Raw genomic sequence first — 13985 nt, 5'->3', positions numbered from 1 at the left:
CCAAGATCCCCTTATGAACGGTTGTTGTAATGCCAGTCAATGACGAACGATCCTTCAACGAAGCCCTGGCCCGCGTCCTTCGCACAAAAAACCCTCGCTGGCGGGATACGCTAACCGCAGAACAACACCAAACGCTTCAAGGCGGCGGCAGGCCCGATGTCGTTCTTCGCAATCCGCGTGGTTCGGTGGTTGTCGTCGAGACCGAGTACCTGCCTGCTCGAACGGTTGAACAAGATGCCATCGACCGCCTCGGCCGACATCTCAGCGGATCCGGTGTGGCGATCGAGCAATGCGTCGCTGTTCGAGTACCCGACTCGCTTAAAACAGTACCTCAACATGATCTTGATGCTCAGACGGCGGAGGCAACCTATGAGTTCTGCCTCTACACCGAAACAGCTGGCGAAGATGATCCATCGCGCTGGCCTGCGGGTGGTTGGATCACCGGTACGATCAATGATCTTGCACTCCTGATCGAAACCGCGTCGATTTCAGAGCGCATTGTCGCGCAAAGCCTGGACATTTTGGAACGTGGAATTAGCGAAACAGCTGTCCAGTTACGCGAAGCTACGACCAATAGACCGGATATAAACGCTCGCATAGCTGAAACACTCTGCCAGGAAGACGGTGAGCAGACTTCGCGAATGGCCATGGCTATCATTGCCAATGCGCTTACATTTCAGTCGATGCTTGCAGGTTCCTTTGACATACGGACGATCGATGAACTACGCAGACAGGGCGTCATACCCAAGGCGGCCGTCCTGCGTGAATGGGAGCGCATACTTGAAATCAATTACTGGCCCATCTTCCACATTTCAAGCAGAGCCCTCAGTCCAATTCCTGGCGACATTGCCGCTAGCATTCTAGAAAAGTTGTCCGACGTATCTAGCGAATTGGAGGCTCACGGCGTCACACAGTCGCATGATATCTACGGGCGCATGTTCCAGAAGATGATCAGCGACAGGAAGTTCCTCGCGACGTTTTACACCCTGCCTGCGTCGGCGACGCTGCTTTCGGAACTTGCGGTTGAGATGATGGACATTGAATGGAGCGATATTGAGGAAGTGACGAAGCTCCGAGCCGCGGACTTCGCTTGCGGTACGGGTACGTTGATCACGGCGCTCTATCAGGCCATGTTAGGTCGTCATCGGCGTGCCGGAGGCGATGATGAGGCTATCCATAGGACTATGATGGAGAACTCCATCTTCGCGGCTGATATCATGCCGGCTGCGACCCATCTGACTACGTCGATGATGTCGAGCACACATCCGACGACCCCATTCAAGCAAACCCGGGTACATCTACTGCCATACGGGCAGCAGGAAGACGAGGTAGGGGCGGTTTCCTTCGCGCTGGGCGCGCTCGACCTTATACGTGCACAGCACGGTACCGGATTGTTCGAGAACACCGGGATCATGGTCCATAGTGGTACGGATAGCACCAGGGACGTAAGACGAGAAGCGGGTACGTGGACCGACACATTCCTGTTGGAACATCATTCGATGGATATAGTGATCATGAATCCGCCTTTTACCCGTCCCACCAACCACGAGGCGACCGACGTCCCGGTGCCGTCATTTGCCGGATTGGGTAACAACGAGGAAGAGCAGTACGCCATGGCTCGACTACTTCGGGATATCAGAAATGAGATTAATGACCCCGCCGGCCATGGTAATGCCGGACTCGCGTCCAATTTTCTTGACCTTGCCGACACCAAAATACGTCCAGGTGGCGTACTTGCACTTGTGATGCCGCTTAGTCTTCTTCAGGGAAGTGCATGGAAGGCGAGCCGCGACCTGCTACGTATGAAATATGAGCGTGCTATGGTAGTGAGTCTGACATCCATTGGTCAAGACAGCGAGGTATCTTTCTCCGCCGATACCGGTATGGGTGAGGTGTTGCTGGTCGCAAGTCGCAGAGCCACACCGATTAACCCACAGCAGGTGCAAACCGAGGATACGGCCAATCCTGTAACTTACGTCGCACTGAGAAAATCACCGGCGTCTGGAACCGAGGCAAGCGGGATCGCCTCTGCGATTAGGGACGCGGTCCGACAAGGTGCCTCGCGAATCTCCATTGGAGACGATCACTACGGTATTCTCACACGAGGAAACTGGGACGAAGGCCACTGTGCGTCGGTGGTACATGCCGAGCTCGTAGATACTGTGAGAAACCTGCAAGATGGAAATCTGAAACTGCCACGAGTGCCTGAAACGTATTCCGTCCCGACGACTACACTTCGTGAATTGGGAAGTCGCGGCTTGTACCACCTCGATATAAACGGCGGAGATGTAAGAAGAACAGGAGAGGAATCGGGGTACTTTCGAGGCCCTTTTGACATCGTACATACCTCAGATCAACCAACTTTTCCCGCCCTTTGGAGGCACTCCGCGGAACGAGAACGTCAAATTGTAGTTCAGTCCGACAGCGCTGGGCTGATACGCGAAGACTGTGAAGATCGCGCACATTCTGCCTGGAGAACTGCAACCAGGCTCCACTTCAGTCTTGATTTTCGACTCAACTCTCAGAGCTTGGCCGCGTGCCTAACGCCAGCGGAGACGCTGGGAGGAAGAGCCTGGCCGAATTTCCTGATGAACAACCGTAGATTTGAGACTGTGACCGCGCTGTGGGCTAACTCCACGTTGGGACTGATCCTGTTCTGGTGGACAGGTACAGTGCAGCAAGCGGGACGAGCCAACCTGACCATCAGCAGGTTGCCCGAACTGCTCGTGCTGGACGCGCGCACGCTCACCGACGCGCAGTACGAACAGGCGGATCTTATCTTCGAGGAGTTTAAGGGTCGTCCACTACTGCCGGCAAACGAGGCGTATCGGGACGAGACCCGCCAGGCGCTGGATGAGGCCGTGCTCGTCGGGCTGCTCGGACTGCCCGAATCAATCCTCGATCCGCTGGCGGTGCTTCGCAGGCAGTGGTGCAGCGAGCCTACCGTCCACGGTGGTAAGAGTACGCGTCCAGATTAGGAAATTAATGACTATTTATCTGGAATCGCCGGGGTATCGGTCTCGGACTGATTCGAAACATTGAATTTCAGGTAACCGCGCACCTCGTCGATTTTCGTCTCGACTCTGGCGATACTGGCTTCGAGTTTATTTTCGACCTGATCAATCTTGGTGTTGACCGATCTGATTTCCGCTCTCAAATCCAAGTACATCAGCATTACAGCCCCAATCAACGCGGCCTTTATTGTAACATCAGTCCATGTATTACGCGCCATCGTTATGCCCTGTATCATTTGTTCTATGGGTTGAGGTTGGCCTTCAGATAGCCGCTAAGAAGCCGGGCGACAGACTCCCTTAAACCTTCTTTCAGGTTACTTGAAAAACCTTATCTCCAAAGACACCGCTGCGGCCGTACATGGGAGAGAGGATCGAACACTGTGAGTTTCTTTTCTGGTAACCGTATCACTTCTTCCGGTCAGCCGGTGGGGTGTCATTCTTCGTAGAATCTGCACTGTATCTGAGAGATATCCCCTTACCTCGTCTATCTTGGTTTCAACTCTGTCTAACGAGGCATTGATATTTCTAAATTCATCTCTGAATTCAGTTCTTAACTCACCCACTGTAACATGCAAGTAAGTCAGTATTGCTATTAATGCGATCGCTCCCGTGAAGACAGCCCCATTTCGTTGGAACCACGTTTCCTTATTCATTTCTAACCCTTGATTACCCTCATTTTCAGCCGCGTGCCCTTGTTGGTTTCTTGAATAGTCGCGTACTCGTATTGGATTCTCGAATTCCAGGAACCTATGATTAAGCCCTGGTGTGATTTCATGATTCACAACGTGACAATAAGGTCTTTACGTCATGCCTGATTTCTCTCAAGTCGGCCTTCAATTCGGCAAAAGTTGCCATCGTCCCTTCCCGTAGTGTGCCGACCTCTCTTACCACGTCGTTCCTGGCGGTATCCAGTTCATGTTTTTCGACCATCTTGCCCCGGAGGAAGAAAATCCAACTGAATATCCAGCCTAAAACCACGACTAAAATCACGGCCGCCGGCATTAGATAATCAATAATTGTCATGCCGCGCTCCTTCTGTACGTTTTCGGCGGGGTAACATTAGTAATTACCCTACTTTTCTTCTGGTTTAATGGGAGGTTTGGGTTTTGGAGGCGGCGGCGGTTTGGGCGCACTGGGTCTTGGCGGTAATCCACGTGAGATTCTGTCTTCTTTAGATTCAGGTGGTTTACCTTTCGACATACCTGTCCTCCATTACCCTGTAAGCCTCTTCCGCCGATTCTTTGTTGATACGAATATTGTCTCGCACGCCCAATTCCTTAGCCTTGCTGGTGACCCGGAGACATCTGCGAGACAGTTCCTCCCGCTCTCTCCATATTTCTGTCTCGTCGATCCTGTTATTCTCGATCCGGTTCCATAAAACACTCCATTGATCTTCCAGCTCAGCGCATGAGATGTAGATGTAACGCAGGACCGCTGTCTTCTGTCCGATGTTGAGAACGTATTCCAGTGCGATAAGAAGGCTGATGAAGGCGCCGATAGCGATGCGGATGGAGTCCGGCAGTATGTCGAAGAGCGCGACAATGCCCCCTAATGAGAACAACAGAAGCAACAGCCTGTTGCCGACGTACCATATCTGGTTCCTGAACTCGAGTTTTCCGTAATACCTGACGAGTCTGGAGGCGTCCAGGAATTCCTCCCAAATCTCGTTTCTCGTATGTTCGGTAATCATCAGGCTACCCTCTTTCCGATACATTTTAACGTGACAACAAAGTCTTTACGTCATACCATACTTGATTTCTCTTACATCAACTGGATAAGTTACTCATCACCGGATACCCTCAGATACCCTTCGACCCTGCCGAGACGGGTATTCATGTCGTGTATCTCGGATCTCATCGAAACAAACTCGGTTCGCAAGGCTGCAAACTCGGTTCGCATTTCCTTCAACTCCGATCGGACCTCGTCCCGAAACTCCTTGTCCCCTCGATCCAGGTAAGTAAGGGTCGCTATAAACAGGATCCCGAGCGTCACGACGAACATTCCGGCGGCGGTCGTAATCTGCGCTCCAAAGGTCTAGTTGTCGCGGGTTGTTACCATCGTTGTCCGACTCCTTCCATATCTGCGGCAGTCGTTTCGATGGGAAGAGCCTGTTATTTAAATTGGATTGGATATCCTCTTATCTCGTCTGGCCTGATTTAATGATTAGTCGCGTTCCCAATTTGGTTTCTCGACGTTTTTTTTGAATTGCGATACCTGGCACAAGGGGCAGGTCGCGACAGTCAAGGCGGGTTCCCGCCGCGGTACTTTTCGATAAGGCTCCAGAGGATGGCCGCGGTTTCAACGTCGGGCGCGCCGCCATAGTCGGAGGGTCGAAAATGCAATTGAAACGCGCGTACGGCGAAGCGCGTCTGGTGGTCGAGTTCGCCGGTTGGTTCGACCAGGTATCCCAGCCTGAGCAGCGCGGCCTGCAGTCTTTCGACCGTCGGAGGCTGGTTCTCGAATCGCGCCACGTAACGCAACCTGGTTTCCTCGTCATACCAGGCGCCTATGCCTTCGTCGTACAGCCGCCGCCAGGGAAAAAGGGGGCCCGGATCCGACCGGCGCCTGTGTGGGACCGCAATATCGGAGTGAGCAACGAAATCGAGCGGTCCAATGCGAGGGTGCCGTTGCTGAATGCCCCGAAGCAATTCGATCAACATCTCGATCTGCGCTTCACTGAAAGGCGGGAAATCACAGTCGAGCGCGTCCGGACCGCTATCCTCGACAGCTGACGTATCCGACACGCAACTAAACTCATTTACGATCTCGATCCCGATGGATCGGGCGTTAAGCCCCGTATGCCCGGCCCAGTAGCTGACACCGGCGTGCCATGCCCTTTGGCTTTCCTTCACGAACTGATGCAAACGCAACCGGCGGTGACCGTAGGTAGGGTCGTTTTCGTCGGGAATCAGGTAATGTGCGCTGACCGGATACCCGGTCCGGGTGGTGAGCAGTCTTACCGATTCCGCGAAATTCGCCGAGGTGGCGTGAATCACCACGTAATCGACCCGGCTGTTCTGGTTCGCCGACTCAATATAGATGACGTTCGAACAACCAGCCATTAGCATCGAAAGCATCCATAACTGCGTAACACTCGTTATCTTCATGTCCAGTTCCATCCTCATTACAGGCGGCAGCGCTGTGGTTGAGATTGAAATGCCGAGTGCGATTGTGCACATTGAGGGCCTTGTTGCCGCGAAACATGCCCTGTTCGGGTTTACAATGTAATGATTCCGGTGTAGCATTCAATCAGGAAGCGGGTTCGGATTATCTCAATACGAATGGGTGGATGGGTACAGGCCCGATGGATTTGATCGTCAAACGCTCTACGCCGGAGTACTGAATGAACCGGTTCAAGGAAGCGAGAGACCGTGGTGGCCGCTACCTGCTCGGCCAGGTCCGGCAGGATGGCGGCTTCGGCGACCCGGAACTCGGTGTCATCGAGTACTACAAGGTACCCGCCGCGTTTCTCGTGTGCGGCCTGTCTCACGCGGCAAGCCGCCTGCTCAGTTGGATCAGACACAACGGGTTCCTCCCCAACGGCGATTTCGGTCCCCGTCCCGCCGACCGACTGAACAGCTACTACTACACCTACCACAATGCCTGGGTCATCAAGGCGGCGCATCGCATGGGCGCCTTCGACCTCGCCCGGTGCGGCATGGATTTCCTCCTCGAATTCCTCGATTCGGAAAGCGGCGGGTTCTACGCGCATCCATCGGAACGAAGCGCCGAAACCGAACAGGATCTCTGGGTCGTGAGCGGTTGTGGCTGGTGCGCCGTCTATACCGGCAGACTGGACGTGGCGAAGGGAGTCGGCAGGTGGATGCGGCGACTGATGGAAGAACAGCCCGATTACCCCCGCGAACTGTGGACGGTCTACAGCCGCGAACGCGGACTGATCACCAGGGTGATGGATGGCGACGACTTCCGGTACGTCCTGACCAGGGACGAGTCACGGGACCAGTCCTTCTACCATCCCGGCATCGCGGCGGGATTCCTGTGCCGCCTGTACATGGCTACGGGCGAGGGAGAATGGCTGGAGCTTGCGCGGGAGTACATGCGGTTCTGCGAGCACGTAGGGGATTACCACTTCAGACTGCTGCGCGCCGGCAAGGTCGGCTGGGCGGGAGCGATGTTATACACGCTGACGGGTGAGGAGAAATATCGCGAGATGGCCGAAAGGGTCGGAAACAACTTGGTCGAAGTCCAGCTGGGCAACGGGGCCTGGGCCTGGCCGGAGATGGGCCTGACCGAACCGCACAACGATATTACTGCCGAAATGGTCGTCTGGCTCGACGAGATTCACCAGGCGACGGGCGCCGACTAGCCCATGCCTGCCCGGTTTTCCCGCACGACCACAGCCCTGGTCTCCCGGTCATCCGCGGACAAGCGTCGGGTGACGCCTGCTCGAAGCAAAGCGATGTCTCCCGGGTGCATGGACACGGCCTGATCTTCCACCGCCAGTTGCACGGCCCCTTCCAGCACCATCCAGTGCTCGTGCATGCTCAATTCGGCCGTTCCCTGCCCGTTAATGTCCTCGTGGCGCTGCAACCTCCACTCGACTATGGGGCAGCGGGACCCCGGTTCAGGGGTGGAGCCGGTGTTATGCTCACCCGGCACGACAAAGCCCGGAACAGTGGGTTCAGGCGGGCCGTACTCCTCGACGGTCAGGTGCAGCGGCCTTTTCGCCCGCTCAAGCCGCGTCACGATGGCGTTGTTCTCGTAGGGCGTGAACATCTGGAACTGGTGGACGCAGCCCATGGGCGTATAGACCAGCGTGTTCGGCGTGATGTCGTGCCGCACCCCATCCAGCCAGACCACTCCGCGGCCCGCGGTGAACAGCCAGATTTCGTCGTTGTCGTGGTAGTGCGGCTCCACGCCGGTGCCGATCCCGCCGTCCGGATAATGCCGGTAACAATTCAGCGCGGTCCATTCCGGGAAAACGCCCTGTTCCCAGTAGGTCTGATTCGAATTGAGCGAACGAATCATGTATCGGTGATCGTTTATGATCATGGTTCCTCGACTTTCGACGATCTGGCGCTGCCGGCTTTTTGAATATAAATTACGCTCATGTGTCCTCCGCGAATCAAGCAGATCTTCACCGATTCCGCGAATGTGCGCCAAATAAAACCGCCCGTCCAATCGGAATCTGCCGTTGATTCGTAACCCGGGCCATGCATCGGTCCGACGTTTGAATCCCCGGGAAGCCGATCTGGGAGCGAAAAACATGACTGCCGACAACCAGATAGAACGGATGGAAGCCCGTATCAGGGAGGCAGGCGACCTCGCCGCCGCTCTGGCCTTCGACCCGCACCGGCCCGCCTATCACTTCACGCCTCCGGCGGCCTGGATGAACGATATCAACGGGGCTCTCTACTGGAAGGGCCGTTACCACATCTTCTACCAGTACAATCCGCACGGCGCCTACTGGCATCTCATTCAGTGGGGCCATGCCTCCAGCGTCGACCTCGTGCACTGGGTGCACCATCCGGTGGCGCTGACGCCAGAGGCGGACGGTCCGGACCGAAAGGGCTGCTACAGCGGAGGCGCCCTGGTCAGCAAGGAAGGGGTTCCGGTGCTGATCTACTACGGCAATCCCGACGGCCTCTGCCTCGCCCGCAGCAGCGACGACCTGCTGATCGAGTGGACCAAAGATCCGGACAATCCGGTGATCCCCCAGCCGGAAGCGGGAAGCGCCGACTTCGGCCGCTACACCATCCACGACCCCTGCGGTTGGCTGGCGGACGGACTGTATTACGCCGCCGTCAACAAGAGCGACCCGCAAGGCCGGGGGGACGCGGCCTACCTGTTCAAGTCGGCGGACCTGCGCACCTGGGAGTTCGTCGATCTGTTCTACCAGTCGCGGCGGGAGTGGACCGAAAGCGGCGAAGATTGCGCCGTGCCCGATTTCTTCCCCCTCGGCGACCGGCACGTGTTGCTTTTCTGCAGCCATCTGCAGGGAAGCCAGTACTATATCGGCCAGGTCCGGGATGAGCTGTTTTGCCCCGATATTCACGGGCGCTTGAGTTGGGAAGGGGGGCATCTCGGCGGCCCGCGGACCCTGCTCGATCCGAACGGCCGGCGCGTCTTCTTCGACTGGGTCCGCGAACTGCGCGGCAACGAGCGCGAGCGCGAATCCGGGTGGTCGGGCGCAATGACCGTTCCACGGTTGCTGTCATTGGGGCCCGGTGGTCACCTGCAGATCGATCCTGTCCCGGAGCTGAAAGTACTCCGGCTGGATGCCCGCCGGAACGGCCCCATCGACATCGCCGCCGATGCGGATGTGGCGCTCGAGGGAATCGGCGGGGACTGCCTGGAACTGGCCATCGAAATCGATCCCCGGGATGCGCGGGAGGTAGGTGTGAAGGTGCGGCGCTCCCCGGGGGGCGAGGAGGAAACCGCGGTCTCCTGCGATATGGAGGCCGCTGTGCTTCGGGTCGACGTCAGCCGGTCGTCGCTCGACCGCGATATACGATACACGCGATTCCGCAATCTTCAGCCGCACCTGTCAGAACACGAGCAGTATGTAACCGCCCAGGAAGGGCCCTTCGAACTGGCTCCGGGCGAACCGCTGATCCTGCGCATCTTCCTGGACCGATCGATCCTCGAGGTCTTCGCCAACCGCCGGCAATGCGTGACCCAGCGCATCTATCCGACGCGAACCGACAGCACGGGCATCAGCCTGTTCGCACGCGGAGGCGCGGCACAGTTCAAGTCGCTGCAGGCCTGGAACCTGGCGCCGACGCGCATCTGACGGCTTCGCCGAAGAGGTCCGCGGGGTTCACCCCCCGTCTTGCATACGCTCGTCGAGAAGACAGTCGATCTTACCCTTTGCAAAAAGTCCAGCAAATGACTCGAGAACCGGTGGGCAGCCAATGACTAATGATGTAACCCCATACGGAAAACGTCCACCCACTCGGATCGGAGCATGGCCAATGACAGACCAACCAGGAGTTAAACAGGCAGATTCAGTCGTTTCAGATACGGACAGGCTCAATTTGCTGTTTTCGGAAGTGTACACGAAAGACCATAGCATCCGGGATCGGCTTAAATCCATAGAAGTCAAACTGAACCTTTTCATTGGTGCGATTCCCATCATCACGATCATCCTTCTGAAAATCGTCGAGCATCTTTTCCCCGGTTTGAAATAGCCGGCTGTTCCCTCGGGCATACTTACTTTCCTGGCTTGCACACTTCGGCGTTCAGCAGGAACCGACAGCGCCATGTTTCCCGTCGTACCGTCATTGGAAAACGGGCAACACAAGGCGCGCCCGCAGCTTCCGGATTTCCCGGTTGACAAACCACCCGCGCTGCAACTTTTTCTAATCGTCCATAAGCGGTCCGCTGACCGTGCTTTGGATCCATTGTCCTCAACGGCTCACGCTCTAGAACGGAGACTTCATGTCCATACTGGATGCATTCAGACTGGACGGCAAAACCGCCCTCGTAACCGGCTGCCGCCGGGGAATCGGCAGGGGACTGGCCGAAGCGCTCGCCGAAGCAGGCGCGGATATCGTGGGCGTGAGCACGTCCATGGAGAAACAAGGGAGCGAAATCGAAGGGGCCGTCACGGCCCTGGGCCGTCGGTTTACCGGCTACAGCGTCGACCTCAACGACCGGGACGCGCTGTATGGCTTCATCCACAAAGTAAAATCAGATTTTCCGGTCATCGATATCCTCGTCAACAACGCGGGGCTTACGTTGCGGGCGCCCGCCGAGGAGCACTCCGATGAATACTGGGACACAGTCATGAACGTAAACCTCAACGCGCCGTTCATCCTGAGCCGGGAAATCGGACGGGACATGGTCGCACGCGGCCGCGGGAAGATCGTGTTTACCGCATCCGTGCTGTCCTTCCAGGGCGGCATCACCGTGCCCAGTTACGCTGCGTCCAAGGGCGCGGTCGGGCAACTGGTCATGGCCCTGGCCAACGAGTGGGCGTCCAAAGGCGTCAACGTCAACGCCATCGCGCCGGGCTATATCGCCACCGATCTCACGTCCGCTCTCCAGAACGACCCGGAACGGTCCCGTTCCATATCCGAGCGTATCCCCGCCGGCCGGTGGGGCGCGCCGAATGACCTGGGCGGTGCGGTCGTCTACCTCAGTTCGGACGCTTCCAACTACGTCCACGGAGCGATTCTGGCCGTCGATGGGGGCTGGTTGGGGCGGTAGGGCACCTGAAACCGAAGAGATCCAACGCGTCTGTGGTATTTGTCGATTGAAACGGTAGAGGGGCGTCCATGCCGTCGCAATATGCCCGTCTGTTGACGGAAGAAGAGAAGTGGCATTTCGATCTGCAGGGGTTTCTGCACCTGCGCGGCGTGATCGCGCCGGATCGCCTGGCGCGGATCCTGAAAGTCACCGATCGCTGGCTGGCCGCGGACGAGGCCGACATTCCCGCGCCGGTTTTCAGGCACCGTCAGGAACCGTACAAGACGCACCTGGACCATATCCAGTACGGACACCGGCTGTTTCAGGACCTGAACGCCGATCCGGAGATCATCCGCGTGGTCGCTGGACTTACGATGGGCATGCCGCGGCTCTTTCACTGCAACTTCACGAAAATGGACCGGGCTGCGCCGGGTGACGAGGATCGCCAGGGCTACCACCGGGACGACAGCGGGTTCAAGTTCCCGCCGGGGTTCCGCAACCCCCACAATGACTACCAGGCGGCGGGCGGGGAGATCTACTGCAGCCACCTGGCCACCTGGGTCGCGCTGGCCGACGTGCCCGTGGGTACGGGGTTCAGCCTGGTGCCCGGAAGCCATAAATCGGCCTTCGCCCCACCGGACGGCCTGAGGGTAGGCGACCACCCGCCCGTCTCGATCACCGTGCCGATGGACGCAGGCGATGTGCTCGTGTTTTCGACCCATGTGCTGCACGACGCGGCCGTCTGGACCGAGGACTATCCCAGGATGAATATCTTCCAGCGATACCAGCTCAGCGCATACTTCAACGAGACCGGAAAAGGCGGGCTGCCCTTCGAGGAATTCCGCGATCAGATCACCGAAGAGGAGTACGAACTGGAGTCATTGAGCAAGGAAGAGAAAGCTGCCGTGACCCGCATGCGGCGGCACTTCGGACTGTAACCCAATCAGGGAGAAGATTTATGGCCTGGATACGCACCATCGCCGAATCGGAAGCGGAAGGCCCGCTGAAAAGGATTTACGACGGCTCGATGCGCTCGTGGGGAGGCGTGGACAACATCATCAAGGCCCACAGCCTGAACGTGCGGGCGATGCGGGCGGTGATGGTCTTCTACAAGGGCCTCATGCATGGAGACTGCGACCTCACGCTCGGACAGCGGGAGATGATCGCGACGACCGTCTCGGCCCTGAACGAGTGCGAGTACTGAATCCGCCATCATGGGGAGGGGCTCCTCAGAGAGATCAACGACCGTGAACTGGTGGATGCGATCAAGAAGGACTACCGCAAGGCGGACCTGGACGCCGCCGACCGCGCCATGCTCGACTACGTCCGCAAACTGACTCTGGCGCCCGCTTCGACCGCCGAGTCCGATATCGAACATTTAAGGGAGGCCGGGTTCGGCGACAAGGCGATCCTCGAGATCAACCAGATCACGGGTTTCTTCGCCTGGTGCAACCGTACGGTGGACGGACTAGGCGTCGAACTGGAAGACTTCTGGAACGATCCGAACGCGACCAATGTCTAGCCATCAGGTATTAGGACAATTACGTAAAACGGGATTGGACGCAGGATTCATGTTTTCGAGAAACTGATGGGCCCATTTGAAGTCATACCGACCGGCGGCGCGCTCGGCGCGGAGGTGCGGGGTCTTGATCTGCGGGCTGACCTGGACGTGGATACTGTTCGGGCGCTCCGCGAAGCCTTCCTCGATCACTGCGTGCTGTTTTATCGGGATCAGCAGATCAGTCAGGGGGACCTGGTCCGGTTTACGCGTTATTTCGGAGAGCCGGTACCGCACGTGAGGCCGCAGCCGGACCGCCCCATCGAGGAGATCTTCGTCATTTCGAACGTGACTGAGGACGGCAAGCCCATCGGGGCGCTCGGCAGCGAGGAAATCCCCTTCCATTCGGACCTGTCCTACCTGCCGGAACCCGGTACCATTTCCTTGCTGTACGCGCTGGAGATCCCCGAGGAGGGTGGCGAGACGATGTGGGCCAACGGATACGCGTCCTGCGAAGCCCTCGACCACAGTGTGCGGTCCCGTATCGACGGGCTTCACGCCGTCCACCGCCATCCCATCGACGCGCTGAACACGCCGGAACCCACGATGCACCCGGTCGTGCGCACCCACCCGGAGACGGGCCGCGACGTGATCTATGTGAGCCCCCACCTGACCCATCATATTGCGGATCTGGACACGAAGGATGGACAGGTTCTGCTGGACGAGTTGATCGCCCACGCCACCGACGCGCGGTTTGTGTGGAAACACCGCTGGCAGGTCGGCGACCTGGTCATGTGGGACAACCGCTGCACCATGCACCGACGGACGCCCTTCGACGACCGGCAGCGCCGCGTCATGTGGCGCACGCAGATATTCGGCGCGGGCGCCCGTTAGACAGCATGTTTTAACGGTTTAGTCGGAACTCGGCCTGTCGGTCGGTCCCTGGCCGGTCCCTGGCTGGGCGGACATCGGTCGGCGGGACACCATGTATCAAGCGGAGTGCAGATTCAACGCCACAGGATCGAATTCGTAACGGTCTTCTCCCTCGCATGAAATCCTGCCCGATGAGACGCTGGCGTCATGATCCAGGACGATAATCCAGCCTTCGTCGGCCGCCTGCCGGAGCAGGCGCATCTTGGCCACCATAGTATCGTAGGGGAAGAGGTCGTAGGCCATGTTGTAGGGGGCGCGCAGGTGGGTCGTCATGGGCAGGATATCGCCCGGGTAGACCGCCCTGGTATCGCCTGACTCCACCTTCACCAGTTGGTGAAAGCGGGTATGGCCGCCGGTCACCTCCACCCGGATCCCGTCCTCGATCTCCA

General features: G+C 57.8%; 14 protein-coding genes. 8 read left to right on the top strand and 6 right to left on the bottom strand.

Annotated elements, in window-relative coordinates:
* The first annotated feature begins 29 nt into the window (after window positions 1–29).
* On the top strand, window positions 30–2978 hold the full coding sequence (locus OXG98_16705) for a hypothetical protein (GenBank protein ID MCY3773648.1): 2949 nt from the start codon (window positions 30–32) through the stop codon (window positions 2976–2978).
* Window positions 2979–2989: 11 nt separating this feature from the next.
* On the opposite strand, the gene OXG98_16700 is transcribed toward OXG98_16705, so the two are convergent.
* The 4 genes from OXG98_16700 to OXG98_16685 form a co-directional block, all read right to left on the bottom strand.
* Window positions 2990–3232, bottom strand: coding sequence for a hypothetical protein (locus tag OXG98_16700; protein ID MCY3773647.1), 243 nt, complete (start codon window positions 3230–3232; stop codon window positions 2990–2992).
* Between the two features lie 553 nt (window positions 3233–3785).
* Window positions 3786–4037 carry a hypothetical protein gene (locus OXG98_16695; protein ID MCY3773646.1) on the bottom strand — a complete coding sequence of 84 codons (252 nt, stop codon included), beginning with the start codon at window positions 4035–4037 and terminating at the stop codon, window positions 3786–3788.
* A 163-nt stretch (window positions 4038–4200) separates the two neighbouring features.
* Entirely contained in the window at window positions 4201–4704 is a 504-nt protein-coding gene (locus tag OXG98_16690; protein ID MCY3773645.1) for a hypothetical protein, read from the bottom strand.
* Between the two features lie 550 nt (window positions 4705–5254).
* The gene (locus OXG98_16685) at window positions 5255–6121 is read right to left on the bottom strand and encodes an N-acetylmuramoyl-L-alanine amidase (GenBank protein ID MCY3773644.1); all 867 of its coding nucleotides are present in this window, start codon (window positions 6119–6121) and stop codon (window positions 5255–5257) included.
* Between the two features lie 236 nt (window positions 6122–6357).
* Between OXG98_16685 and OXG98_16680 the strand changes: the two genes are divergently transcribed.
* The gene (locus tag OXG98_16680) at window positions 6358–7341 is read left to right on the top strand and encodes a hypothetical protein (GenBank protein ID MCY3773643.1); all 984 of its coding nucleotides are present in this window, start codon (window positions 6358–6360) and stop codon (window positions 7339–7341) included.
* Here the strand turns inward: OXG98_16680 and OXG98_16675 are convergent.
* Complete coding sequence (locus OXG98_16675; protein ID MCY3773642.1) at window positions 7338–8027, bottom strand: cupin domain-containing protein; 690 nt, start codon at window positions 8025–8027, stop codon at window positions 7338–7340. The genes OXG98_16680 and OXG98_16675 overlap by 4 nt on opposite strands.
* A 214-nt stretch (window positions 8028–8241) precedes the next feature.
* On the opposite strand from OXG98_16675, the gene OXG98_16670 reads away from it, so the two are divergent.
* The 6 genes from OXG98_16670 to OXG98_16645 all read left to right on the top strand — a co-directional run bounded on the left by OXG98_16670 (window position 8242) and on the right by OXG98_16645 (window position 13557).
* The gene (locus tag OXG98_16670; GenBank protein MCY3773641.1) at window positions 8242–9768 is read left to right on the top strand and encodes a glycoside hydrolase family 32 protein; all 1527 of its coding nucleotides are present in this window, start codon (window positions 8242–8244) and stop codon (window positions 9766–9768) included.
* A gap of 181 nt (window positions 9769–9949) precedes the next feature.
* Window positions 9950–10165, top strand: a complete 216-nt coding sequence (locus OXG98_16665) for a hypothetical protein (protein MCY3773640.1) — start codon at window positions 9950–9952, stop codon at window positions 10163–10165.
* Window positions 10166–10421: 256 nt separating this feature from the next.
* A complete protein-coding gene (locus tag OXG98_16660; GenBank protein MCY3773639.1) occupies window positions 10422–11186 on the top strand; it encodes an SDR family oxidoreductase in 765 nt (254 codons plus the stop codon).
* 68 nt (window positions 11187–11254) lie between these two features.
* Complete coding sequence (locus OXG98_16655; GenBank protein ID MCY3773638.1) at window positions 11255–12103, top strand: phytanoyl-CoA dioxygenase family protein; 849 nt, start codon at window positions 11255–11257, stop codon at window positions 12101–12103.
* Between the two features lie 20 nt (window positions 12104–12123).
* Window positions 12124–12687 carry a peroxidase-related enzyme gene (locus OXG98_16650; GenBank protein MCY3773637.1) on the top strand — a complete coding sequence of 188 codons (564 nt, stop codon included), beginning with the start codon at window positions 12124–12126 and terminating at the stop codon, window positions 12685–12687.
* A 66-nt stretch (window positions 12688–12753) separates the two neighbouring features.
* Entirely contained in the window at window positions 12754–13557 is an 804-nt protein-coding gene (locus OXG98_16645) for a TauD/TfdA family dioxygenase (protein MCY3773636.1), read from the top strand.
* A gap of 96 nt (window positions 13558–13653) precedes the next feature.
* On the opposite strand, the gene OXG98_16640 is transcribed toward OXG98_16645, so the two are convergent.
* The coding region (locus tag OXG98_16640) for an MBL fold metallo-hydrolase (protein MCY3773635.1) at window positions 13654–13985 on the bottom strand (332 nt) is incomplete at its 5' end.

The organism is Gemmatimonadota bacterium, from assembly GCA_026706345.1.
Taxonomy (GTDB): domain Bacteria; phylum JAAXHH01; class JAAXHH01; order JAAXHH01; family JAAXHH01; genus JAAXHH01.
The sequence above is the reverse complement of the archived record's forward strand: the minus strand, read 5'-3'. Positions and strand labels throughout refer to the sequence as shown.

Bases quoted from the DNA above. Each gene is read 5' to 3' on its own strand.
- OXG98_16705 (MCY3773648.1), top strand. From the start codon at position 30: ATGCCAGTCAATGACGAACGATCCTTCAACGAAGCCCTGGCCCGCGTC.
- OXG98_16700 (MCY3773647.1), bottom strand. From the start codon at position 3,232: ATGGCGCGTAATACATGGACTGATGTTACAATAAAGGCCGCGTTGATT.
- OXG98_16695 (MCY3773646.1), bottom strand. From the start codon at position 4,037: ATGACAATTATTGATTATCTAATGCCGGCGGCCGTGATTTTAGTCGTG.
- OXG98_16690 (MCY3773645.1), bottom strand. From the start codon at position 4,704: ATGATTACCGAACATACGAGAAACGAGATTTGGGAGGAATTCCTGGAC.
- OXG98_16685 (MCY3773644.1), bottom strand. From the start codon at position 6,121: ATGAAGATAACGAGTGTTACGCAGTTATGGATGCTTTCGATGCTAATG.
- OXG98_16680 (MCY3773643.1), top strand. From the start codon at position 6,358: ATGAACCGGTTCAAGGAAGCGAGAGACCGTGGTGGCCGCTACCTGCTC.
- OXG98_16675 (MCY3773642.1), bottom strand. From the start codon at position 8,027: ATGATCATAAACGATCACCGATACATGATTCGTTCGCTCAATTCGAAT.
- OXG98_16670 (MCY3773641.1), top strand. From the start codon at position 8,242: ATGACTGCCGACAACCAGATAGAACGGATGGAAGCCCGTATCAGGGAG.
- OXG98_16665 (MCY3773640.1), top strand. From the start codon at position 9,950: ATGACAGACCAACCAGGAGTTAAACAGGCAGATTCAGTCGTTTCAGAT.
- OXG98_16655 (MCY3773638.1), top strand. From the start codon at position 11,255: ATGCCGTCGCAATATGCCCGTCTGTTGACGGAAGAAGAGAAGTGGCAT.
- OXG98_16645 (MCY3773636.1), top strand. From the start codon at position 12,754: ATGGGCCCATTTGAAGTCATACCGACCGGCGGCGCGCTCGGCGCGGAG.